Annotated in this window: 23 protein-coding genes and 1 riboswitch; of the genes, 10 read left to right on the plus strand and 13 right to left on the minus strand. The window is 70.5% G+C overall.

What is annotated here, in order from left to right; genetic code table 11:
• Positions 1-254 precede the first annotated feature (254 nt).
• From BLU27_RS03870 to BLU27_RS03880, 3 genes are read left to right on the plus strand one after another with little or no spacing between them, the layout of a single operon-like run.
• Positions 255-1,070: a helix-turn-helix transcriptional regulator gene (locus tag BLU27_RS03870; RefSeq protein ID WP_197681668.1), complete on the plus strand. Its 816-nt coding sequence runs from the start codon at positions 255-257 to the stop codon at positions 1,068-1,070.
• A gap of 38 nt (positions 1,071-1,108) precedes the next feature.
• Positions 1,109-2,224: a WD40/YVTN/BNR-like repeat-containing protein gene (locus BLU27_RS03875; protein WP_092650596.1), complete on the plus strand. Its 1,116-nt coding sequence runs from the start codon at positions 1,109-1,111 to the stop codon at positions 2,222-2,224.
• Positions 2,225-2,232: 8 nt separating this feature from the next.
• Complete coding sequence (locus tag BLU27_RS03880; RefSeq protein ID WP_197681669.1) at positions 2,233-2,517, plus strand: MoaD/ThiS family protein; 285 nt, start codon at positions 2,233-2,235, stop codon at positions 2,515-2,517.
• 7 nt (positions 2,518-2,524) lie between these two features.
• On the opposite strand, the gene BLU27_RS03885 is transcribed toward BLU27_RS03880, so the two are convergent.
• The 3 genes from BLU27_RS03885 to BLU27_RS03895 all read right to left on the minus strand — a co-directional run bounded on the left by BLU27_RS03885 (position 2,525) and on the right by BLU27_RS03895 (position 5,048).
• Positions 2,525-3,220, minus strand: coding sequence for a class I SAM-dependent methyltransferase (locus tag BLU27_RS03885; protein WP_092650600.1), 696 nt, complete (start codon positions 3,218-3,220; stop codon positions 2,525-2,527).
• A 40-nt stretch (positions 3,221-3,260) separates the two neighbouring features.
• A complete protein-coding gene (locus BLU27_RS03890) occupies positions 3,261-3,683 on the minus strand; it encodes a DoxX family protein (protein ID WP_092657153.1) in 423 nt (140 codons plus the stop codon).
• A 234-nt stretch (positions 3,684-3,917) separates the two neighbouring features.
• Positions 3,918-5,048 (minus strand): C40 family peptidase, encoded by a 1,131-nt coding sequence (locus tag BLU27_RS03895; RefSeq protein ID WP_092650602.1) that lies wholly within the window; start codon positions 5,046-5,048, stop codon positions 3,918-3,920.
• A gap of 8 nt (positions 5,049-5,056) precedes the next feature.
• A riboswitch (cyclic di-AMP (ydaO/yuaA leader) is annotated at positions 5,057-5,215 on the minus strand.
• Between the two features lie 513 nt (positions 5,216-5,728).
• On the opposite strand from BLU27_RS03895, the gene BLU27_RS29470 reads away from it, so the two are divergent.
• Together BLU27_RS29470 and BLU27_RS03905 are read left to right on the plus strand one after the other, a co-directional pair.
• Complete coding sequence (locus BLU27_RS29470) at positions 5,729-5,884, plus strand: hypothetical protein (protein ID WP_092650604.1); 156 nt, start codon at positions 5,729-5,731, stop codon at positions 5,882-5,884.
• A 134-nt stretch (positions 5,885-6,018) separates the two neighbouring features.
• Positions 6,019-6,786 carry an alpha/beta hydrolase gene (locus BLU27_RS03905; protein WP_092650606.1) on the plus strand — a complete coding sequence of 256 codons (768 nt, stop codon included), beginning with the start codon at positions 6,019-6,021 and terminating at the stop codon, positions 6,784-6,786.
• 4 nt (positions 6,787-6,790) lie between these two features.
• Here BLU27_RS03905 and BLU27_RS03910 read toward each other — a convergent pair whose 3' ends face one another.
• Together BLU27_RS03910 and BLU27_RS03915 are read right to left on the minus strand one after the other, a co-directional pair.
• A complete protein-coding gene (locus tag BLU27_RS03910) occupies positions 6,791-8,137 on the minus strand; it encodes an ABC transporter substrate-binding protein (RefSeq protein WP_157728197.1) in 1,347 nt (448 codons plus the stop codon).
• Between the two features lie 19 nt (positions 8,138-8,156).
• A complete protein-coding gene (locus BLU27_RS03915; protein ID WP_241827772.1) occupies positions 8,157-8,549 on the minus strand; it encodes a carbohydrate ABC transporter permease in 393 nt (130 codons plus the stop codon).
• A 348-nt stretch (positions 8,550-8,897) separates the two neighbouring features.
• On the opposite strand from BLU27_RS03915, the gene BLU27_RS03920 reads away from it, so the two are divergent.
• From BLU27_RS03920 to BLU27_RS03935, 4 genes are all read left to right on the plus strand, one after another.
• Entirely contained in the window at positions 8,898-9,269 is a 372-nt protein-coding gene (locus BLU27_RS03920) for a VOC family protein (RefSeq protein WP_092657155.1), read from the plus strand.
• A gap of 222 nt (positions 9,270-9,491) precedes the next feature.
• A complete protein-coding gene (locus tag BLU27_RS03925; RefSeq protein WP_092650610.1) occupies positions 9,492-10,535 on the plus strand; it encodes a Gfo/Idh/MocA family protein in 1,044 nt (347 codons plus the stop codon).
• Positions 10,536-10,619: 84 nt separating this feature from the next.
• The gene (locus tag BLU27_RS03930) at positions 10,620-11,582 is read left to right on the plus strand and encodes an aldo/keto reductase (RefSeq protein ID WP_092650612.1); all 963 of its coding nucleotides are present in this window, start codon (positions 10,620-10,622) and stop codon (positions 11,580-11,582) included.
• A 131-nt stretch (positions 11,583-11,713) separates the two neighbouring features.
• Positions 11,714-12,889, plus strand: coding sequence for an XdhC family protein (locus BLU27_RS03935; protein ID WP_092650614.1), 1,176 nt, complete (start codon positions 11,714-11,716; stop codon positions 12,887-12,889).
• On the opposite strand, the gene BLU27_RS03940 is transcribed toward BLU27_RS03935, so the two are convergent.
• From BLU27_RS03940 to BLU27_RS03970, 7 genes are all read right to left on the minus strand, one after another.
• Positions 12,844-13,893 (minus strand): hypothetical protein, encoded by a 1,050-nt coding sequence (locus tag BLU27_RS03940; protein ID WP_157728198.1) that lies wholly within the window; start codon positions 13,891-13,893, stop codon positions 12,844-12,846. The two genes, BLU27_RS03935 and BLU27_RS03940, sit on opposite strands and share 46 nt — an antisense overlap.
• Before the next feature lie 144 nt (positions 13,894-14,037).
• A complete protein-coding gene (locus tag BLU27_RS03945; RefSeq protein ID WP_092650618.1) occupies positions 14,038-15,633 on the minus strand; it encodes a CYTH and CHAD domain-containing protein in 1,596 nt (531 codons plus the stop codon).
• A gap of 116 nt (positions 15,634-15,749) precedes the next feature.
• On the minus strand, positions 15,750-16,175 hold the full coding sequence (locus BLU27_RS03950) for a pyridoxamine 5'-phosphate oxidase family protein (RefSeq protein ID WP_092650620.1): 426 nt from the start codon (positions 16,173-16,175) through the stop codon (positions 15,750-15,752).
• On the minus strand, positions 16,160-16,324 hold the full coding sequence (locus BLU27_RS31090; RefSeq protein WP_092650622.1) for a mycothiol transferase: 165 nt from the start codon (positions 16,322-16,324) through the stop codon (positions 16,160-16,162). The genes BLU27_RS03950 and BLU27_RS31090 overlap by 16 nt, the downstream gene beginning before the upstream one ends.
• Before the next feature lie 13 nt (positions 16,325-16,337).
• On the minus strand, positions 16,338-16,847 hold the full coding sequence (locus BLU27_RS03960; RefSeq protein ID WP_092650624.1) for a DEAD/DEAH box helicase family protein: 510 nt from the start codon (positions 16,845-16,847) through the stop codon (positions 16,338-16,340).
• Between the two features lie 119 nt (positions 16,848-16,966).
• Positions 16,967-18,271, minus strand: a complete 1,305-nt coding sequence (locus tag BLU27_RS03965; RefSeq protein WP_197681670.1) for an MFS transporter — start codon at positions 18,269-18,271, stop codon at positions 16,967-16,969.
• A 150-nt stretch (positions 18,272-18,421) separates the two neighbouring features.
• Positions 18,422-19,630, minus strand: coding sequence for an FAD-dependent monooxygenase (locus tag BLU27_RS03970; RefSeq protein WP_092650628.1), 1,209 nt, complete (start codon positions 19,628-19,630; stop codon positions 18,422-18,424).
• Between the two features lie 194 nt (positions 19,631-19,824).
• On the opposite strand from BLU27_RS03970, the gene BLU27_RS03975 reads away from it, so the two are divergent.
• Complete coding sequence (locus BLU27_RS03975; protein WP_092650630.1) at positions 19,825-20,856, plus strand: TetR/AcrR family transcriptional regulator C-terminal domain-containing protein; 1,032 nt, start codon at positions 19,825-19,827, stop codon at positions 20,854-20,856.
• Here the strand turns inward: BLU27_RS03975 and BLU27_RS03980 are convergent.
• On the minus strand, positions 20,853-22,487 hold the full coding sequence (locus BLU27_RS03980; RefSeq protein ID WP_241827773.1) for an alkaline phosphatase D family protein: 1,635 nt from the start codon (positions 22,485-22,487) through the stop codon (positions 20,853-20,855). The two genes, BLU27_RS03975 and BLU27_RS03980, sit on opposite strands and share 4 nt — an antisense overlap.
• Positions 22,488-22,640 lie beyond the last annotated feature (153 nt).

Raw genomic sequence — 22,640 nt, forward strand, 5'->3', positions numbered from 1 at the left:
TTTTGTCGCCGGAGAGCACGCTCACGCCGAGCCCTCCGTACTTTGCGGCTCCAGCTGGCATATCGAACGCATGTTCGATATAGTCGGCCTGGCCAGCACCTGTAACTACCCGGGGAGGGTCGGCAACGGTGTAGCCGAGGTGCTGGAGCCGGCCGGGCCCATCCTCTAGGGTGGGCCCGCCGGTCCGGCCTGGCGTGTCGAGACCCGAACTGGCCAAACGACGGCGTTCATACGCAGTACGGCGGTGTGAGGCGATGCTCGAGGTCGCGGTCCAGGCGGCACGCTTCCTCGCCGCGCACGCCACCGAGCCGATCCGCCTGGGCGACGTCGCCGACCACGTGGGCTACAGCCCGTTCCACCTCTCCCGGATCTTCGAACGCCACCTCGGCCTCCCGCCGGGCCAGTTCCTCAGCGCGCACCGGTTCCAGCACGCCAAGCGCCTGCTCCTCGACAGCGACGAACGCATCATCGACGTCTGTTTCGCGGTCGGCTTCACCTCCATCGGCACGTTCACCAGCCGGTTCGCGGCCTCGGTGGGGGTCGGCCCGCGCGAGTTCCGGCGGTTTCCCGACGCGCTCGCCACCGAGCCGCCGCGGCCGGTGAGCCGGCCCGGTGGTGACCGGCACGGCGGCGTGGTCACCGGTGTGGCCCATCTCAGCCCTGTCGCGATGGCCGCGCTGGGCGGTTCCGCCGCGGTCTACGTCGGCGTGTTCTCCCGCCGCGCCCCGCGCGGTACGCCGGTGAGCGGCGCCCTGCTCGACGACGGCGGCGGCTTCGTCCTCACCCGCATCCCGCCGGGCAGTTACTGGCTGCTCGCCGCCGCGTTGCCCGGACGGGCCGACCCGCTCGGACAACTCCTTCCCGAGCAGGGCGTCAGCGGCCACTCACCAGGGCCGGTCCGGGTGGCGCCGACCGGGCCCCCGGTGCGACGCGACGTCCACCTCGACCTCACGCCGTCCTGGTCCGCGCCCGTGGTCGTGGCGCTGCCCCCGCTGGCCTGCAGAAGCGCAAGATTGGAGAAGACAGCGGCCGGTCGGACCGCTAGCTTGGCCTCGGGGTACGCAGGGTAGACAGTTCAGCGGCTCGGCCCGCGACGAAGGAGCACACAGTGAGCGGCGTACGCGTTCTGGTCGGCACCCGCAAGGGCGCCTTCATCCTCACCTCCGACGGCCGGCGCGAAGACTGGGACGTCAGCGGTCCGCACTTCCCAGGGTGGGAGACCTACCACGTGAAGGGGTCGCCCGCCGATCCCGACCGGCTGTACGCCTCGCAGACCAGCGGCTGGTTCGGCCAGGTGATCCAGCGTTCCGACGACGGCGGGAAGACCTGGCAGCCGGCCGGCAACAACTTCAGCTACGACGGCACGCCCGGCACCCACCAGTGGTACGACGGGACCCCGCACCCCTGGGAGTTCGCCCGGGTGTGGCACCTCGAGCCCTCCCCGACCGACCCCGAGACCGTCTACGCCGGCGTCGAGGACGCCGCGTTGTTCCGCAGCACAGACGGCGGCCAGACCTGGGGTGAGCTGTCCGGGCTGCGCGGGCACGGATCCGGCCCACACTGGCAGCCCGGCGCCGGCGGTATGTGCCTGCACACGGTCCTGCTCCACCCCACCGACCCCGATCGGATCTTCGTGGCGATCTCCGCCGCCGGGGCGTTCCGCACCGACAACGGCGGAAAGACCTGGCAGCCGATCAACCGCGGCCTGAAATCCGAGGGCATCCCGGACCCGGACGCCGAGGTCGGGCACTGCGTCCACCGCCTCGCCATGCACCCGTCACGGCCGGACGTGCTGTTCATGCAGAAGCACTGGGACGTCATGCGCAGTGACGACGCCGGCGACTCCTGGCACGAGATCAGCGGCAACCTGCCGACCGACTTCGGCTTCCCGATCGACGTCCACGCGCACGAGCCCGACACCATCTACGTCGTCCCGATCACCAGCGACTCCCACCACTTCCCGCCCGAGGGAAAGCTGCGCGTCTACCGCAGCCGCACCGGAGGCAACGACTGGGAGCCGCTGTCCAGGGGCCTCCCGCAGAGCCACTGCTACGTCAACGTCCTGCGGGACGCGATGGCAGTCGACTCGCTGGACTCATGCGGCATCTACTTCGGTACGACCGGCGGCCAGGTCTACGCCTCGGCCGACGCCGGCGACAGCTGGGCGCCGATCGTGCGCGACCTCCCGGCGGTCCTGTCCGTCGAAGTCCAGACGCTGCCATGATCCGCGTCGTGCTCCCCGCACACCTGCGCACCCTGTCGGGAGCGGACCGCGAGGTGCAGCTGGAGGTGCCCGGCGAGCCGACACAGGCGCTGGTGCTGGACGCCCTGGAGGCCCGCTACCCGATGCTGCGTGGCACGATCCGCGACCCGAAGACGCGACGTCGGCGCGCGTTCGTCCGCTTCTTCGCCTGCCAGCAGGACCTCTCCCACGACGACCCCGACAAGCCGTTGCCCGGCGAGGTGGCCGACGGCGCCGAGCCGTTCCTGGTGGTCGGCGCCATGGCGGGCGGCTGAGCTTCGGTCAGGTCGTCGTGGCGGGGACGGCGCGTACCCACGTTCCGTCGTCGGTGAGGTAGGCGTCCACCCGCAACCCCACCTCGGCCAGCGCCTGCTCGAACTGCTCCGTGGACAGCGGCCGGGACAGGAACGTCTGCGTCCACACCGCGTCGGGAAAGGCGTACTCGAAATGCACCGAGTTGACGCCGGGGCCGACTGGTTCGGACGAGAGGACCCTGGCCACCCCGTCACCTACCTTGCGCTCCCGGGGCACCACGTCGTGCCAGTCGCTGCCCTCACGCTGGATCAGCACGCATCCCCCGGCCGCGAGATGGTCCAGGCAGGTACGCAGCATTCCCCGGCGGACGTCCTCCGAGCCGGCGTGCACCAGGAACGACGCGAGCAGTACGACGTCGAAGTGTTCGCCGAGGTCCAGCGTCTCGATCGGGCTGAGCACGGTGCGCGCGCCCCGGACGCGTTCCAGCATCTCCGGGGACTCGTCGACGGCGGTCACCGTGAAGCCGCGCTCGAGCAGGGGGTGGGTCATCCGGCCGACGCCGCAGCCGAGTTCGAGGATCGTGGCGCCGGCCGGCACGGACCGGGCGATGAGGTCGGGAGAGTCGTCCACCGGGATCCTGCTGTACAGCTCCACCGCGCAGCCGTCCGGTGTGATCGCCCCCGGGCCAGTGCCGTGGTAACCCTCGCGCCGTCGTACTTCCATCCGGCCCACTCCCTCTCGCTCGGTCGCGTCCCTCGTTCGATCAACGACGCAACCTGGCGAGTAGCTCCCTGGTGTCCGCCCATCGCGCCCGTGCGACCAACCCGAGAAGGGCACCCAGGGCCACGGTGAGGATCGCCACCGCGGCCATACCCGGTATCAGGAACAGGTTGGTGAGCGTGGCGCAGACCATCAGCCCCACCAGAGCGATCGCGGCGGGTCCACAAAGTCGCGGAACCAGCAGGCCGATCGCGCCGGCGAGCTCACACGCGCCGGTGAGGTAGCGGAACCACTGGCCGAACCCGATGGCCTCGAAACCCTCCACCTGCGCAGGGTCGCCGGACAGTTTTGTGAACGCCGCGGACAGGAACACCGCCGCGAGCAGGACCTGAAGGACCCAGAGGGCGACGGTGAGTGCGCGAGAGCGGTGCGGCGCGTCGGTCGTCCGGACTTCGTGCGTGGCCATGAGACGTGCTCCCCTTCGGGCGGCCCGGGCGTGGCCGGGCGGTACGAACGTGTCGGTGTATGGACCGTCCACGTCGCCCGAAGTCATCGGTGACGCACCAGATGCACATCGCGGAGTGACCGGAGGAGAACCGAACGCGGATGTTGCTGGACAGCACGACAGGCGCTGACGCCAGCGGGGGGTTCCGGCATCAACGCCTGTCGTGGTTCGGGGGGGCGCGGAGAGGTGCGCGGCCTAGCCGGGCCGCACCGCTCCGGCGTAGGGCATGTATTCCATCTTGATGTACTCGACGGACTTACCCGGGCGCGGCGCGTGGATGACCATGCCGTTGCCCGCGTAGATGCCCACGTGGTGACGGTCGCTGTAGAAGAGCACCAGGTCACCGATCCGCAGCTGGGACTTGGAGATCTTGGTGGAGATGGCGTACTGCGAACGCGAGGAGTGCGGCAGGGAAACGCCCGCTGCTCCCCACGCGCCCATGGTGAGGCCGGAGCAGTCCCAGCTGTTGGGGCCGGCCGCACCGAAGACGTACGGCTCACCGAGCTGGGCCTTGGCGAACGCCAACGCGGTCGCGCCGCGGCCGCTGGAGGGCGCGGGAGCGGGAGCAGGTGCGGGACCCGGGTTGGACGGGGGGCCGGACTTCGGCGTGGTGCGGCTGCCACCGCCGGTGCTGCGCGTCGAACGAGCCGCCGCCTTCTCCCGCGCGGCCTGCTCGCGGGCGGCCTTCTCGCGGGCCGCGCGCTCGGCGGCCTCGATGCGCCGCTTCTGCTCGGCGGTCAGGCGATCGAGCAGGGCCTTCGCCTCGGCAGCGTTGCGGAGCGCGGTCTTCCGGCGGGCGTCGGCCTGGCTCTTGGCCTCGCGGTAGCTCGCGAGCTCCGCCGACCGGGCCGCACGCTGCTCGGCGAGCCGCTTCTGGCTTTCCTGCAGCTGCCGGAGCATGTCGCCCTGCTGGGCGTCGACGACCTTGACCGTGCGCATCCTGGCCAGGTATTCGTCCGGGTTCTTCGACACCGCGAGCTGAGCGGTCATGTCGACGTTGCCGGCGCGGTACTGGGCAGCGGCGAACTGTCCGATGTCGCCACGCAGAGCGCTCACGCGCTGCTGCTGGCGGGTGACGTCGGCGTCGAGGCTGCGCACCCGGCGGTTGATGGCCGTCATCTTGTCACCCAGCTCGTTGGCCTGCTCGGTGACCTTCTCGGCCTTCGCGTACAGCTCGTTGACCTGCTGGCGGACCTCACCGATGCTTCGCGTCGACGGCTCGGCGTAGCTGCTCGAACCGGGGAGCGCGACCAGAGCGGCCAGGGTCGCCGTGGTGGTGCCGACGACGAACAACGCGCGCCCTGACCGGGCCCTGCGGGTTGTCACAGGCGGTGCCTTTCTTCCTCAACGCCTACCGGGTGAGCTGACGGGTTCGGGCCGGGAAGTTGCCCTACGGCGGGTCCGGCGGTCAACGTGCGACCGTCGCGCCTGCCGATTCACCCCAGAAAACACGTGGTTCCCCGGCTCCCCGCAGGACTGATCCACGGTGGATCAACCCAACAGGGACTAAGCGAGACATCTGCGTCGACCCGGACGGCCGACTCAAACTGGACAGATATCTGATGGAGACCATAGTGACCAGTCCGTGATCAATCAACACCGGCACCCCTGAGAAGTTGTCCGGGAATTCGGCATCTCGCAAGGTTTGTTCCCGCTACGCGGGATCACCTCGGCATACGGGCTGGTCACAGCGTTGCGCAGAGGTTCAGCCGGGCGGAGGCACAGTGCGCACGCCCGACCGCGGTCGGCGGTGGAAAGCCGGAACGCGACCTCGCACGGACGCGCCACCTCACCATCACGAGTACGCAGGACGTCGGGCGGTCGGGGTTCCCGGCCGGATCGGCACACACAGCCGCTGCAACGGCAGGTCGCCCGCGTAATGATCACAGTCTGGAAACGAAGTCCGGACACAAGCCCGGAAGGCGGCTACGCTGCAGCACCGAAATTCCGGTACGGATCGCTAAGCTAGCCGACCGGTGACCCCCTAGAAAGATGAGGCTGTAACTGTGATCATCCTCGGCATCATCCTCACGATCCTGGGCTTCGCCCTGGGAATCTCGATCCTCTCGACCATCGGCATCATCCTGCTGGTCATCGGAGTGGTGCTGTTCATCCTGGGCGCCATCGGACGTCCGGTCGGCGGCCGGAAGGTCTGGTTCTGACCCGAATCAATCTGTGAGCCAACCGGCTCTCCCGGCAGTAGCTGGGCGACCGGGTTCGGCCGTTGCGCTGGCAGCCTTCCTTCGGGAAGGCTGCCAGCGACGTGTTTTCCGGCCACAGTGAAGGAGCTCCGCCGATGGCGTTGATGCGTTGCGACTTCTTCTCCGAGGCACTGGAGCTCAGCACCTCGATGACGGTGATCCTGCCGCAGGAGACGAGCACCCAGATCGGGATGTCCGGCGCCGCGCGCGCGGGCGGTGCCCCTGTGCTCTACCTGCTGCACGGCCTCAGTGACGACGACACCATCTGGCTGCGGCGTACGTCCATCGAACGCTACGTCTCCACGCTCGGCCTCGCGGTCGTCATGCCTGCAGTGCACCGCAGCTTCTACGCCGACGAGGCGCACGGCAACCGTTACTGGACTTTCCTGTCGGAGGAGCTTCCCTCCCTCGTCGACCACTTCTTCAAGGTGTCCACCCGTCGCCAGGACACGTTCGTCGCGGGCCTGTCGATGGGCGGGTACGGCGCCGTCAAGTGGGCCTTGCGCCAGCCGGAACGCTTCGCGGCGGCGGCCAGTCTCTCCGGGGCGCTCGACGTGGCCAACCCCGGTATGCGGCAAGGCCGGCCCGAACTCATGGACCGGGTCTTCGGCGAAGATGTCCGCGGCACCGACAACGACCTGCTGTGGCTGCTGGAGCAGGCCGCGAAGTCGGGCCGACAACTACCGGCTCTGCACGTGTCGTGTGGCACCGAGGATCACCTGCTGGCCCACAACCACGCGTTCGTCGACACCGCCCGCCGCCTGGACGTACCCGTCACGGTGGAGTACGAGCCCGGCGAGCACGAGTGGGGCCTGTGGGACCGCAAGATCCAGGACGTGCTCCGCTGGTTGCCGCTGTCCTGACGGCCTACTTGTAGTGCCTGGTGTAGCTCTCCTCGATCAGGTCGGCCCGCGACTGCAGCTGCTTCTGCAGCCGGCCGAAGACCGCCCCCACCGACACGGTGGGGGAGTACAGCTTCTGCAGGCCGACGTCCATCATGTAACCGGCGTTGGAAACCAGGGGACGAACGAGGTCCTGCGGCTTGGTCTTCGGTAGTTGCCGAAGCGCCGTGGAGAACTTGTCGTCCTGCCTGGTCAGCGCCACCAGCTTGGGATCGCTCTGAGCCGCCTTCACCACCGGCATGTAACCGCTGGCCATCGTCCACTGTGCAGACTTGGCCGGCTGCGCGAGGAAACGCAGGAACGCGAACGCAGCCTGCTTGCGCTCGGCCGGGGCATTCCGCAGGATCCCGAACCCGCTGCCCCCGGTGGGGCAGCCGAACCTACCCTCGTGCTCGGGCAGGAAACCGGTGCCGATCTCGAAGCCTCCGGCCTTGGCCAGCTCTGAGGTGTTCTTCAGGCTGCCGGTGCTGAGCACGGTGCATGCCGTGACGCCTTGACCGAAGTCGATGTCCGGCGTCTGGGAGAGGTAGGCGGCGCGGTCCGTGCGGATGAAGTCGACCATCCACCTGCCGGCAGCCAGCGCCGGCTCGTCACCGATGCTGATGTCCAGGCCCCTGGAGAAGTTGCCGCCCCACGCCCAGACGTTGTTCTGGAAGTACCAGCTGGCGTAGGTGCCGCCCATGGCGAACGCCCGCGGCGCGCCTTCCCTGCCCTTCACCTTCATCATCGCCGGCGCCCACTCACGGAACTCCTCCCAGCTGCGGGGCGCTCGCGCGGGGAGTCCGGCCCGGGCGAAGATCTGCTTGTAGTAGAAGAGCGGCGTGCTGCGGGCGAACGGGATCCACCAGGTCCTGCCCTGGACCGTGCCTTCCTGAATGAACTGGTCTATGTAGGTGTGCGGGCCGAGGCGGTCGTCGAAGTAGGAGTTCAACGGCTCCAGCGCGTCGGCCAGGTGCATCTTGCGCCAGGTGATCTCGGAGAACACCGCGAGGTCGGGAATCTGCCGGGCGATGATCGCCGCCGCGACCTTCTGCATCGTCTGCTCGTAGCTGCCCTGGAACTGCGCCTCGACGAAGACGTCGCGCTGGGACTGGTTGAACTCGTCGATCAGCTTCTGCAGTGCCTCCTGCAGGATCCCGCCGAAGGAGTGCCAGGCGACGATGTGGGTGCGCCTGCGGGACTCCCGCGGCGTGGCGCCGGTGACCTGGGTGTACTCACCCCCGCCGCAGCCGGCGAGCGCGCCGACGCCCACTCCGCCGAGCGCGGCCAGGAATCCTCGGCGACTCCACCGCGGCATGTCGTTCCCCGTCATGCTTCTCCTCATGCCGCCGTCAACCCTTCGTTGCGCCCTGGGTGAGCCCTGCGACGATCTGCGGCTGCGCGAAGAAGAACACCACCAGCGGCGGCAGGACGACGGACACCGTCGCCGCCATCACCGCACCCCAGTTGGTGAAATCCTCTACGTTCTTCAGCATCAGCAGCCCGACCGGCAGCGTGCGCATCGAGTCGGTGTTCGTGGCGACCATCGGCCAGATGAAGTCGTTCCACTTCTCGACCAGCGCGATGACGACGACGGTCACGACCATCGGACGCGACATCGGCAGGATGATGCTCCACAGGATCCGCAGGTGACCGGCGCCGTCCACCTTGGCCGCCTCGCTCACCTCGCCCGGCAGCGTCATCATGTGCTGGCGCAGCAGGAACATCGCGAACACGCTGCCCACGCCGGGGATGGCCAGCCCGGCGTAGGTGTTGACCCAGCCGAGGTTGGCGATCGTGAGGTAGTTGGGCAGCAGGACGACCCGCGCCGGGCACCATCATCGCACCCAGGAAGATCAGGAACACGAGGTTCTTGGCCGGGAAGCGCAGATAGGCGAAGGCGTACGACGACAGCACCGCGACGCAGATCTGGATCAGCTCACCGGCCAGGGTACGACCCGAGACTCCAGCACACACAGGGATCCGCGGCCGTGAAGATGGTGGCAGGCGGTAGGCTATGGGTTGCGGAACGTATGCGCAACTGGTTCACGCGCAACATCCAGGTGTCGGTGCTTCCTGCCAGGATTGAGCGCATGCTCGACCATCTCTCGATCCAGTGCGCTGACGTCCTGGCCAGCGCCGCGTTCTACGACGCCGTCCTCGCTCCACTGGGCGGCTCCCGGCTGCTCGACCTCGGACCGGTCCTCGGCTACGGAGTCGCACCGTCGCCGAGCTTCTGGCTGGGGCCACGTGGCAACGACTCCGGTTTCGCCGAAACCCACATCGCGTTCACCGCGGCCGACCGGGCAGCGGTGCGGGCGTTCTTCGACGCCGCCGTGGCGGCCGGAGCGCAGGTGCTGTACAAGCCCCGCGTGTGGCCGGAATACCACGCCACCTACTACGCGGCGTTCGTCCGTGATCCCGACGGGAACAACGTCGAGGCGGTCTGCCACGCGCCCGAGTGAGCGGGGCCACGCCGCAAGCCGGCCTTGCCCTCGCAGATTCCGGTGAATGCTGCACCCAGTGCTGCGGCCAAGGCCGCGTTGCCCGGGCCCGTGACCGGCTGGCCGCGGCGCTGCGGCCGGTCCGCTGACCGTGGGACGCACTGCGGCCGGTCCGCTGACCGACGGCGGCGATCCGGCCGGCAGGACTCCCGGCCGCCGCGGTCGGCGTGGAATGGTGGACGCATGACGAGCACCGACTCCCGTACGACCAAGCCGTTGAAGTTCGCCGCCGTCGGTCTCGACCACGGTCACATCCTCGGACTCGTGCACGGCCTGATCGGGGCAGGTGCGGAGTGCGTCGGCCTGTGGAGCGAGACCGACACCCCCCACACGGCGGCGCTGGCCGAGCGGGCACCGCGGATTCCCCGCGTTGCCGAGGCGGACGAGCTCCTCACCGACCCCGACATCTCCCTGATCGTCACCGCCGCCGTCCCCGCGCGCCGGGCCGGGATCGCGGTCGCCGCCATGCGCAACGGCAAGGACGTGGTGGCGGACAAACCGGGCGCCATCACCCTCGACCAGCTTGCCGAGGTGAGGACTGCGGTGGCCGAGACCGGACGCTTCTGGTCGGTGGCATTCTCTGAGCGCACCGCGTCCAGGGCGACCGTGCGCGCGCGCCGGCTGATCGAGGAGGGCGCGATCGGCCAGGTCGTCCAGACCATGGGAACCGGCCCGCACCACCTGCGGCCGCACACCCGCCCGTCGTGGACGTTCGACCCCGGGCTGGCCGGCGGGATCCTCGCCGACATCGCCTCCCACCAGGTCGACCAGTTCCTCTACCTCACCGGCTCGACCAGCGCCGAGGTCGTGTCGTCGACGGTCGGCAACTTCGCCCACCCTGAGTACCCCGAGTTCGAGGACTTCGGCGAGGTCGTACTGCGCAGCCCGCACGCACACGGCTACGCCCGGGTCGACTGGTACACCCCCGACGGCCTCGGTGTCTGGGGCGACGGGCGGCTCACCGTGCTCGGCACCGAGGGCTACATCGAGGTACGCAAGAACATCGACCTGCTCGGCCGGCCGGGCGGAGACCACCTCTTCCTGGTGAACGGCAAGGGCACGCAGTACCTCGAGAGCGACGACGTCGAGCTGCCGTACTTCCCGGCCATCCTCGACGACGTCGTACGACGTGGCGACACGGCGATCCCCCAGGAGCTGGTCTTCACCGCGACCGAGCTGGCACTGACCGCCCAGGCCAACGCCACCCGGGTCGGCTGCCTGGGCTGAGCAGCTGATTGATCGGTCTGGGTGCTCAAACTCAGCGGATTCTGCTGTTGGACGACTGGCCACCCGACTCACAGGATGGAAAGCATGGAATTCACTCACCTCGGTCGTACCGGCCTCAAGGTCAGCCGCCTCTGCCTGGGCACGATGAACTTCGGGCCGCACACGTCGGAGGCTGACTCGCACGCGATCATGGACGCCGCACACGACAAGGGCGTCAACTTCTTCGACACCGCCAACGTCTACGGCGGCGTGGAGAACAAGGGCCACACGGAGCAGATCGTCGGCAACTGGTTCGCCCAGGGTGGCGGCCGCCGCGAACGCACCGTGCTGGCCACCAAGGTGTACGGCGACATGGGCGACTGGCCGAACGAGGGCCGGCTGTCTGCGCTGAACCTCCGTCGCGCGCTCGACGCCAGCCTCAAGCGGCTGCAGACGGACTACATCGACCTGTACCAGTTCCACCACGTCGACCGCGAGACGCCGTGGGAGGAGATCTGGCAGGCCCTCGAGGTGGCCGTCCAGCAGGGCAAGATCCTCTACGTCGGCAGCAGCAACTTCGCCGGCTGGCACATCGCCCAGGCTCAGGAGGCGGCCGCTCGCCGCAACTTCGTCGGCCTGGTCAGCGAGCAGTCGAAGTACAGCCTGCTCGCCCGCGCGGTCGAGCTCGAGGTGCTCCCGGCCGCGCAGCACTACGGCCTCGGCGTCATCCCGTGGTCGCCGTTGGCAGGTGGGCTGCTCGGTGGCGTCCTCCGCAAGGAGAACGAGGGCAAGCGCCGCCAGCAGGCCGAGGCGATCCAGAAGCACCGGTCGCAGCTGGAGGCGTACGAGAACCTCGCCGCCGAGCTCGGCCACGAGCCCGGCGACGTGGCGCTGGCCTGGCTGCTCGCGCAGCCCGCGGTGACCGCGCCGATCATCGGGCCGCGCACGATGGAGCAGCTCGACGCCGCCGAGCGTGCGCTGGACGTCCGGCTGGACGACAAGGCGCTCGACCGGCTGAACGAGATCTTCCCCGGTCACCGCACCGCGCCCGAGGACTACGCCTGGTAGGCGGCACGTCCCCGGACGCGCGTAGCACTCGCATCGCCGAAGCCTCCCGATCCCTGGCGTAAGCCTCGGACCGGGAGGCTTCGTTCGTGCGGCACCGAGACGTCCACGCCGGGCTGCGCAATGATCGGGTGATGAGCAGAAGAGGCGGCCACGGCGACCTTCGCGACCTCCTGCCGGACCTGCTGGGCTGGCTGGACTCCGGCCGGCGGTGCGCGGTGGCGACGGTGGTGGTCACGTTCGACAGCGCTCCGCGCGAGGTCGGTGCGGCGATGGCCGTCGCCGCGGACGGCGCGGTGGTCGGCAGTGTGTCGGGCGGTTGTGTCGAGGCCGCGGTGTACGAGCGGGCGCTGGCGGTCCTGGACACCGGCCGGCCCGTCCTGGAGCGGTACGCCGTCGCCGACGAGGACGCGTTCGCGGTCGGCCTGACCTGTGGCGGAACCATCGAGGTGCTGGTCGAACCCGCCGACGCCGCGCTGCTCCGCCGGCTCGACGCGGCCGTTCGTACGCCGGAGCCGGTGGCGGGAGTGACCGTGGTCGGCGGTGCCGAGCCGGCCGGGACCCGGCTGCTCGTGGGTGTCGACAGCACGTACGGGTCGCTGCCCACGCCGGACGACCAGGCGGCATCGGCCCTGTTCGCAGAGGTACGCACGATGCTGGCCGGAGGCGAGTCAGGGATCGTTCGTCTCCCGGCGGCGCCGCGGCCGGCCGCACCGCTGACCGAACCGCTCACCGTGCTCGTCCAGTCGTACCTTCCACCGGCGCGGATGCTCGTCTTCGGCGCCACCGACTTCGCAGCCGCGGTGAGTTCCGTCGGCGCGTTCCTCGGCTACCGGGTGACCGTCTGCGACGCCCGGCCCGTCTTCGCCAGTGCCGAACGCGTACCCGACGCGGACGAGGTCGTCGTCGACTGGCCGCACCGGTATCTGGAGCGGGAGACCGCCGCCGGCCGGGTCGACGGCCGCACCGTGATCTGCGTACTCACCCACGACTCCCGGTTCGACGTGCCGTTGCTCCAGGCCGCTCTGCGCGGTCCCGCCGCGTACGTGGGCCTGCTCGGCAGCCGGCGGACGGCGGAGGACCGGCTGGGACGTCTTCGCGAGCTCGGCTTCACCGACGCCGAACTATGCCACCTGTCCGCGCCCGTCGGGCTGGACCTCGGCGGCCGCACACCGGCGGAGACGGCGATCGCGGTGGCGGCGGAGATCGTCGCCTGCCGCCGGGGCGGAACCGGCCGCCGGCTCACTCACACCGACGGCCCGATTCACGGCCGCCCGGCGAGCGACGAGGCGCGGGTGAGCAGGTGGTAGCCGAGGGTCGCGACTCCGAGGGCGACACCCCAGGCCAGGAAGAGCACCTCGGTGCCGGTGACGGCCCATGCCGACGCGAGCCCTGCCCAGGTGGTCTGCCCTTCGGCGAGCGCAGTGACGATCATCGACACGCCGATCAGGCCGTACGACGTCACCGCCACCGAGACCACCCCGGCCGGAACCAGCGCGAGCAGGCGAGGGACTCGGCGGCCGGCCAGCACCGGCACCCAGGGCGGGAACTCCTGCCCCCACCGGCCGACGAGGCCCAGGGTGAGCAGGCCTCCGAGCGCTGGTACGGCACACAGTGCGATGCCCATCGGGAGGCTGATGTCCTCGTGGACCTTCGCCAGCATCTCCGCCGGGATCCCGAACGGTACGCCGAGCAGCCACAGCGTGTGCGGCACCGTCCAGCCGAGCAGCGGTAGGGCGCACCCGGCGTACGCCCATCCACGCAGCCATCCTGGCGCCGGACGAACCCCGGCTCGACGTGGCACCCCTTGCGCGCGTGGCCAGGCCGAGGCCGCCGCGGCGGCGACCAGCAGTCCGCCACCGAGCAGGACCACGCGGTCGGCGAGATCACGCCAGTCGGTGGGGTGGCCGGCCGCCGCGGCGAACTGGAACACCAGGTGCCCGGGGAAGGACAGCGCGACGAGAACGGCGGCGGAGACCCACAGTCCGGCGGCCGCCGTTCGCCCGGGACGTACGACGCCGAGCGCGGTCACCACCACCAGGGCGGCGCACAGGCCGACCGCGCCCCACCCGGACCAGAACGGCAGGGAGTCCAGCCGGGCCGCGCCGCATCCGGTGGCGACCTGCTCGGCGGTCTGCTCGACGGTGCGGTCGCAGGCGGTGTAGCCCCACCGGCTGCCGGTGGCCCACAGGAGCCGGAGCAGGGCATAGGCGTCGGCGAACACGAACGCCGCGACAGCCAAGGCCGGGCGGCGTCCACCTCTGGTGGGACTCCGGGGTGCCGTGGCCGCCGTCGTGGAGGGGGTGTCGGTCATGCCTCGACGATGCGCGCAACCGGCCCTCGGCTGCGTGCACCCGGCGAGGGGCTTCACTCACCCACGGGAGGGAACCGGAGCGCGGGCGCCGCCGCCTCAACCAAGCCGCCGCCTCAACCAAGCCGCCGCCTCAATCAAGCCGCCTCAACCGAGCCAGCGCCTCGCCTTCTTGCGGCGGATCGCCTTCTCCACCGCGGGGAGGTCTTCGAGGGCGCGCTCGGCGGCGGCCTGTTCGCGGGCATGCAGCAAGCCGTAGGTGAAGGCGTTCTCGTGGTCGAGATGGGCGCGTACGCCGAGGTCTCGGAGCGTCTGCCGGGCCACGACGCTGTCCTGGTGGGCGCCGAGCACCTTCTGCAACCGCTTGAGCGCCTTGACCAGGCGGCGGGCGTCCTTGCCACCGACGGCGGCAAGTGCCTCCGCGGCATATCGCGCCCGCTTCGCGGCCTTCCGCGCCTCGTGCAGCGCGGTTGATCGGTCGCGGACGACGCCGGGAAGTGGCGGGGTCACCGAGGGCCTGGCTTCGGGGCGAGCCGACAGCGCGGCGGCGCGGTCGAGCCGGCGGTCGACCCGGCGAAGCGCCTTGCGTGCTCGCCTTCGCAGCTCGGCCGCACCGGCATCCTGACCCGCGGTGGCTTCCACCAGCGCGTCCAGGTTGTCGAGCAGCGCGGAGTATCGCGGGCTGTCCAGGGCGGCGGCCACGCGGCCGCTGGCCTGCCCGGCCTCGGTCGCGAAGTGGTCGCCGATCCGGCGTTCCACCGAGCCGATCACGAGCTCGGCGGGTTCGGCATCGACCGCGGCCCGGAGACGCTCGGCCTGCACCTGGCTGTCGCGGAGCATGCCCAGCTCGCCGGCGAGCCAGCGCAGCTCCGCACCGAGGGGGTCGGTGCGCGCCCGGTCGAGGAACGGCCGGAAGGTGCGCAGCGTGCTCCGCAGCCGGCGGCAGGCGACGCGCATCTTGTGCACGGCCTCCGGATCACCGCGTCGTACGCCCGGATCGAGGGTGATGATGGCGTCCCGCTGGTCGGCGATGTAGGTCGCGACAGCCGACCACGCGCGCTCCTCGTCGCTGCCTGACCCGCTCCCGGCCGGCCCGGCGTCCTGTGTGCTGGAGCGTCGGAGGCCGAGGGTGCGGGCCAGCTTCGACCCGAACGCGGCCGGGCGTGCGCCCGCGTCCAGCAGCAGCCGTTCCGTCGCGTCGAGCAGGTCGGGCGGACCGTCGACGAGTTCGATCTCCACCTCCCGCCACTCGCTCGTGGTCACCGAGTCGCCGTAGGTGTGCGCGGTGACGTGGTCGTCGCAGACCTCGGCGAGGGCGTCACCGGAGCCGGAGCGGAGTACGCGTTCGAGTCGGCGGGTGCGGATTGCCGCCACCGGGCGGAGCGGATGCCCGCGGGTCAGGGCGCGGAGCTCCTCGCCGAACGACGCGGGCGGTCCGGCTGGTTCGGTGCTTTCTCCCTCGTCGAGCGGGGCCCTGAGCTCGGTCCGCGCGCCGTGATGCTCGGGCGCTCCCTCCGCACGGGCAGGTCGCTTGAGGTGCCAGCCCTCGTCGTGACCGCCGGCGCGCCGGCGAAGTGTCACCCGGTGGCGGGCCAGGTGCAGCTCGTCGGTGTCGTAGTAGCCGGCGTCCAGCTCGTGCTCGACGGGCTCGTCGACCGAGTCCACTCCGGGGGCCGAGGACAGATCCGGCAGGACGAAGTCCGGCTCGACGTCGTACTTGCGTTCCACTTCCAGGTGACGCATTCGGCTCCCTTCGGACGTGCCTCATGCCTACCGGACGCGGGCGCGGTACGCCACCTCGCCCGCCCGGGGGCCGGGGACGGGCTCCTGGGACTCGACGGCACGTCAGGCAAACCGGGTCAGAACGAACCCAGGTCAGCTGACAGCCAACGCTCCGGCCGCATGGCGACGACGAGCTGTTCGCCGTGCTCGGCCTTCGCCATCTCGATGTAGCCCTTCACCACTTCCGGTGGGAGGTATCGCCTCGCCATCTCCTCCTGCTGCTCGTCGGTCATCGGACTGGTCCGGGTGACGGGCCCTTCCACGGAGACGTAGCGCACCGAGGGCTGAACGCGCTCGACCATCAGCGAGAACCGGCCGGCGGCCTCGATCAACCGCGCCTTGCGGGAATGCACTCCGGTCAGCACCCAGGCCTCGCCGCCGGGCTCGTACTGGTACCAGATCGGGACCACCAGCGGTCCGCGACCATCCTCCGCTTCCACCGCCAGCGCGGCGACGTGCGGTTCGGCAAGAAACTCTTGTCGTTCGTTCACAGACAGTGCCATGACGCAGACCCTACGAGAGGCCGCCGACCGTTGTGTCTGGCGTACTCCTTGATCAGGTGCAGGCAGATCCACCGCAGCGACACCTGCCGGCACCGGGAGGTCCTCACCGCCCGCCTTCCGGCGGAACCACACCGCGGGTACGGGATCATTGCCCGGCCGAGGTCAGGCGCATCCTCTCGCCCAGGCGAGTACGCGTTCGGCCAACGCTCGTGGATCCTGGTCGTCGGTGGAGAACACCGTCGGGATCAGCGAACGCCCCTGGCCGGCGTCTGCCAACGCGTCGTCGACGAGATCCTGCGTCCAACCCCGTGCCTGCAGGCGCCTGACCCTCAGGTCGTCCGCGCAGTCCAGCAGAGCCCACCGGATCGGGCCGTCCCACAGCGCGCCGTCGGGGATCTCGTCCGCGTCCGGCACCGGGCACAGCAGCACCACCGGATGGCCGGCTCGCCGCGGCAGGCCGACGACGCGTCCCCACATCCGGTTGTACGCAGGCCAGACGGGTGCGGCCTCCGGCACCGCGATCGGGACGCCGAGCAGGTTGCCGTCGTCCAGCAGTTCGTCCATGTCGGCGACCACCACGCCGCCGGCCGCCTCGAGGAGATACGGAAGCAAGGTCGTCTTGCCCACGCCGGGCGCGCCGGTCAGGAGGTGAAGCGGTGCCAGCCTGGTCATCCCTGCCATTGTGGCCCGTGCCGCAACCAGCTACTTCCCCGCCACCACGTCAGCCGGGCAGGTCGTTGAACGCCACGACAGGTGAAGGCCGCGGCAGGGGGCGGCATCAGGAACCGCGCTCATCGGGCCGCCGCGCGTTCGGCCTGAATCTCTTCGAGGGTCTTGCCGGCCGTCCGCGGCATGAACACCAGCCCTACCACGCCGCTGGCCACCAGCAGCAACAGCAGGATCAACGCCAGCGTGTGGAACCCGGTCGCCGCGAGCACCGGTACCACGAAGCTCCAGCCACCGATGAGGATCCGCACCACGCCGTACAGCAACGCCTGCGAGCTCGCCCTGATCGGTGTCGGGAACAACTCGGTGGACCAGACCCGGAAGAACGGCCCCTGCCCGAACCCGCTGCCGAGGTTGTTCACCACGAGGTAGACGACGGCGACCGTCACCCCGAGCGGGAACGTGAACAGCACGCCGTACGCGATCGCCTGCAACGCCGCGCCGATCCCGAACAGCAGCCGCCGGTGCCGGGTGTCGCTGAGCGGCATGAACACCACCGACGTGGTGATCGACACGATGAGGAATCCCATCGCCTGCAGGGCGACGCTGGTCCCCTGGCCCGCGCCGCCGACGGTGCGCAGGATGTACGGGAAGAAGAACCCTGCCGTACCCGCGACGAGGTTCCACGGCAGGAACATCGCGAACACGAACGCGAAGGCCCGCAGGTTCGCCCTGGTGGTGAAGTCCCGCAGCCGCATGGTCGCCTGCCGGGCGCCACCCGCGACCGCCTGGCCGGCTGACCGGCCGGCGTTGCGCCAGCGTTCGGACTCGACCATCCCGCGGCGGAAGAACCACGTCACCAGCGCCACCACCAGCAGGTGGGCGAACACGATCCGGATGCCCAGCACACCAAGGGGTGCGAGCGCCCAGGCGAGTGCCAGCGTCAGCACCGGGCCGAGCGACCAGAAGACGTTGGTGAGGCCGAGCAACCTGCCGCGTGCCCGCGCCGGGGAGAACTCCGCGATCAGCGTCCACGAGGTGGGGATGTCCGCACCGACCGCCAGCCCGACGATGACGAAGCCGACCAGCAGCCCTGGCAGGCTGGGCGAGAAGATGACGAACAACGTGCCGAAGGCGTACACCAGGAGGTCCCACTGGTAGACCCGCTTGCGGCCGATCCGGTCACCGAGCCAGCCGCCGATCAGGCAACCGACCCCGGCCGAGATCGCGTTCGAACTGAACGCCGCGATCAGCCCAACCGCGCCACTGCTCAGGTTGTACGCGCTCGCCCACAGGGCAAGGCCGGCCGAGCCCGCGACGATCGAGCCGGCGTCGATGTAGTCGGCCATCGACGCGAGCACTGCCCACCGCCAGTGCCGCCGGTCCAGAGCCTCGTCGTCCTTCACCTGCGCACCGCGGGTTGTGCTCACGGTGACCATCGTTCTCACCGTGATCCGGGAGGAACAAGGCCGCACGACCGGTCTGGCTGGAACCGGTCTGGCTGGAACCGGTCTGGCTGGAACCGGTCTGGCTGGAACCGGCCTGGCCGATCCGGGTCGCCACATCCATGCCGGGGTTCGTCAACCCACGCTTGCGAACGCGTACTCGGGTAGCTCGATGTCGGCCGCCTTGGCGAACTGCCGGGCGATCAACGGACGCATCGGCCAGCGCGTCATCCACCGCATCGACAGTCCACGCGCCCAGATCGCCGGCGCACTCATCGGCGCGTACCCCGAGACGCCGCCCGGCGGGAGTTCCTGCGCACTGCGGACGTAGGGCCGGATCCGGTCCTCGTAACGGGCGAACGCGGCCACGTGGTCGCCGCCGGCGGCGGCGAGCTCGCCGGCCAGCACGTACGCACCGACCAGGGCCACGCTCGTGCCCAGCCCGGTGAGCGGCGTCGGGCAGTAGCCGGCGTCTCCGAGCAGGACCACCCGTCCGCGGGACCAGTGGTCGAGGTGCACCTGCCCGATCGAGTCGAACGCGAAGTCGGTGCTGGTGCGCATCCCGGCGAGCAGGCGCGGGACCTCCCACCCCACGCGCGCGAACCTCGCGGCGATGACGTCCTGCTGGCTGCGTACGTCGCGTCGGTCGTACGACAACGGCTGGGAGCGGAAGCTCAGCCCGGCTTTCACTTCACCGGGGAGGCGGCCCGGACGGGCGGACGCCACCAGGCCGCCGGGCGCGTTGTGCATGAGGTACCAGCCGTCCAGCGCGAAGTCCTGGGGGGCGGTGAACCACGCCGTGTAGCAGCCCAGCGGGCGGACGTACCTTTCCTCGGGCCCGAACGCCAGCGCGCGGACGGTCGAGTGCAGCCCGTCGGCGCCGACCACCAGGTCGAACCGGCGGGGTTCGGCGCGTTCGAACGTCACCAGCACGCCGTCGCCGTCCTGGCGCAGGTCGGTGATGGTGTCGTCGAAGAGGTACTCGGTGTCGGGCAGCGTGTAGTCGTACAGAAGCTCGGCGAGATCGCCGCGCAGGATCTCGATCTCGGAGACGATGCCCTCGCCGCCGAAGCTGTCCGCGGGCATCCGCGCGGTGATCCGGCCCCGCTTGTCGACCAGGGCGAGGCCGCGCTGGTCCAGGCCGAGCGCCCGAGCCTGCTCCATCAGGCCCATCCGGGTGATCACGGTGCGGCCGGCGCCTCGCAGGTCGACCGCCTGACCACCGGGCCGGGGCGCCGGCGCGCGCTCGACGACGGTGGGGCTGTAGCCGGTTCTGCGTAGCCAGTACGCAGCGGCTGGGCCGGCGACGCCGGCGCCGGACACGAGCACTGTTCTGTTCGACATGCAGGTGACTGTACGGTGTACGCAGGACCGACGCAACACGTTCATCTCCGAGGGAATCCAGGAGGCCGTACTAGTGCAGCTTGTTGCGGTGTGCGTCTGTGCCACACGTCTCCGGCGGGCCGACCGGCGACGTATCGCTAGGCTGAGCGCTGTGTCGGTGCACTAGTACGGCTCGACAGGAGGGAGACTCCCGGATGGCTGCTTCGCCCACGGCTTCGCGGTACCGCGAGGTCGCCGCCGCGCTCCGGAGCCGCATCGAGGCCGGTGAGCTGGCACCGGGTGAGCGGGTTCCCTCCACCCGGGAGATCACCCGCGAGTGGGGTGTGGCGATGGCGACCGCCACCAAGGCACTCACCGAGCTCCGGCACCTCGGCCTGGTGCGGGCCGTACCAGGTGTCGGCACCGTGGTCGCCGAGCGGGGCCGGGCGAGCACCCGGACGGGCACGGCCGGCCGGGCCGTCACCGGCAGCCGCACTGCCGGCACCCGCGCCACCGACAGCCGCGGCGGGGGCGCCGACCGGACACTCACCACCGAACGCGTCGTCGAGGCGGCGATCGCCGTCGCGGACGCCGAGGGAGTTGCCGCCGTCTCGATGCGCCGGGTCGCCGTCGACCTCGGGGTCGCCACGATGTCGCTCTACCGGCACGTGCGCGACAAGGACGATCTGTTGCTGCGGATGATGGACGCGGTGCTGGCGGACTCGCCACTGCCCACCGAGCCGCCGGACGGATGGCGGGCGCGGCTCGACCTGGTGGCCCGGACGCTGTGGACGATCTTCCGCCGGCACCCCTGGCTCGCGCCCGCGATGTCGATCACGCGCCCGCAGGCGACCCCGCACGCCCTCCCGTACACCGAATGGGTCCTCGCCGGCCTGCTTGCCGAAGGGGTCGACCTGGGCGCTGCCTTCACCATCCACCTGACGTTGTTCAACTACGTGCGCGGCACGGCCGTCAACCTGGAGAGCGAGACGGAGGCGGAGGCGGCCAGCGGACTCACGAACGAGGAATGGATGGCGGCCCAGCAGCCGGCCATCGACCGGATCGTCGCCGAACAGCAGTTGGTCACGTTCGCCCGGCTCACCGAGGAGGGTTTCGACCTCGACCTGGACGCGCTGTTCGAGTTCGGTCTGGAACGCCTCCTCGACGGCTGCACCGACCTGGTGGAGGGCGCTCGCGGTCGCGGTCGCGGTCGCGGTCGCGGTCGCGGTCGCGGTCGCTCAAGCTAACCCTCCTGGACACCGGGCCGGCGGTCCTCCACCACCCAGGTGGCGCGGGTGCTGATCGGTGCGCCCGGCCGGGTGACGTACGGCAGCACCCGGAAGTCCGTGCGCCACCGCTGCCTGTCCACGTGCACCCGGACGTAGCCGCGGCGGGCGTTGTAGAACTTCAGGTCCGGGTTCGAGGCGAGCATCAGCCGCCCCCGCGCGTCGACCTCCTCGCCGTCGCCGCGGGTGGTGACGGACGTGCCCACGAACTCGCTGCCGATCGTCGGCGAGTCGGGGTCGGCGTAGTCGGCTCTGAGGTCCTGGGCCTGGTTGCGGTGCCGGTCGCCGGTGATCACCACGAGGTTGCGTACGCCGAGGTCCCGGGCGGCGCCGAGCACCCGGTTGCGCTCGGCGACGTAGCCGTCCCACGGATCGAGGGACACCTTCGTGGCCGGGCCGGGGTCGAGGTCGCCCTGCCCGATCGGGACCTGGTTGCCGAGCACCTGCCACCGCGCCGGCGAGGTCGCGAAACCGCTCAGCAGCCATGCCCGCTGCCGGGCGCCGAGGATGCTCCTGTTCGCGGCGAACCGCTCGGTGCAGGTGGCAGATATCCCGCCGCCGCACGGCTGGTCGTCCCGGTACTGCCGGGTGTCGAGCATGGTGAGGTCGACCAGCCGGCCGTACGGCAGCCGCCGGTGCAGGCGGACGTGTGACCCGGACGGCACTTGTGCGCTGCGCAACGGCAGGTTCTCGTACATCGCCTGGAACGCCGCCGCCCGCCGCCTGCGGAACGCGACCGGGTCCGCGCTCGGCACCGGGGTCGTTCCGGCGTGGTCGCCGGCCCAGTCGTCCTCCACATCGTGATCGTCCATCGTCACGACCCACGGGAAGCTCGCGTGCGCGGCCCGCAGCGGCGCCTCGGACTTGTAGAGCGCGTACTGCAGTCGGTAGCCGGGCAGGTCGAAGACCTCGGCCCTCAGCGAGGACTCCGCGATCTCCCCGCGCCGGTCGGGGTCGGGCACGTGTTCGTAGATGTAGTCGCCCAGATGAACCACCAGGTCGAGGTCCTCCCGCGCCAGATGGTCGTACGCGGTGAAGAAGCCGTCCTGCCACGTCTGGCAACTGGCGAAGGCGAAGTTCAGGTCCCTCGGCGAGGACGAGACCGGTGGCGTCGTCCTCGTCCGCCCGACCGGGGAGAGCGTCCCGCCGACCCGGAACCGGTAGTAGTACACCCGGTCGGGTTCCAGGCCGCCGACCTCCGGATGCACCGAGTGGCCGAGTTCGGGAGTCGCGACCACCCGGCCCCGGCGTACGACACTTCGAAACCGCTCATCCGCAGCAACCTCGTACTCCACCCGCACCCGCCTCGGCGGCATCCCGCCGCTCCCGTCGGCGGCCAGCGGCTCCGGCGCCAGCCGGGTCCACAACACCACCCCGTCCGGTGCCGGATCACCTGAGGCGACGCCGAGGCTGAAGGGGTCGGCACCTCCGAGCGGGAGTGACGACACCGAGTTCTCGACGAACACCCCGGTGCCGAGCAGCACCGCGGCGGCGCCACCTCCGCCGAACCCCAGGAACCGCCGCCGGGACAACTGCCGGGACAGCTGCCAGCGGGACGGGTTCGGGGTGCGAGCGTGCGTGGACCAACTCACCCTGGTGCCTGACGAAAGCCCGACAGAAGTACGCCGCGCCCGGCTGACGGGAGCAACCGGGCGCGGGCGCGCGGCGGACGGAGCTGGAGGTGTCCGCCATCGTGGGAGTTACCCACCGGACCGGCACGAATAACCGCTGGCGCGGCGCCGACC

It is taken from the genome of Actinopolymorpha singaporensis, from assembly GCF_900104745.1.
GTDB classification, from domain to species: Bacteria; Actinomycetota; Actinomycetes; order Propionibacteriales; family Actinopolymorphaceae; genus Actinopolymorpha; species Actinopolymorpha singaporensis.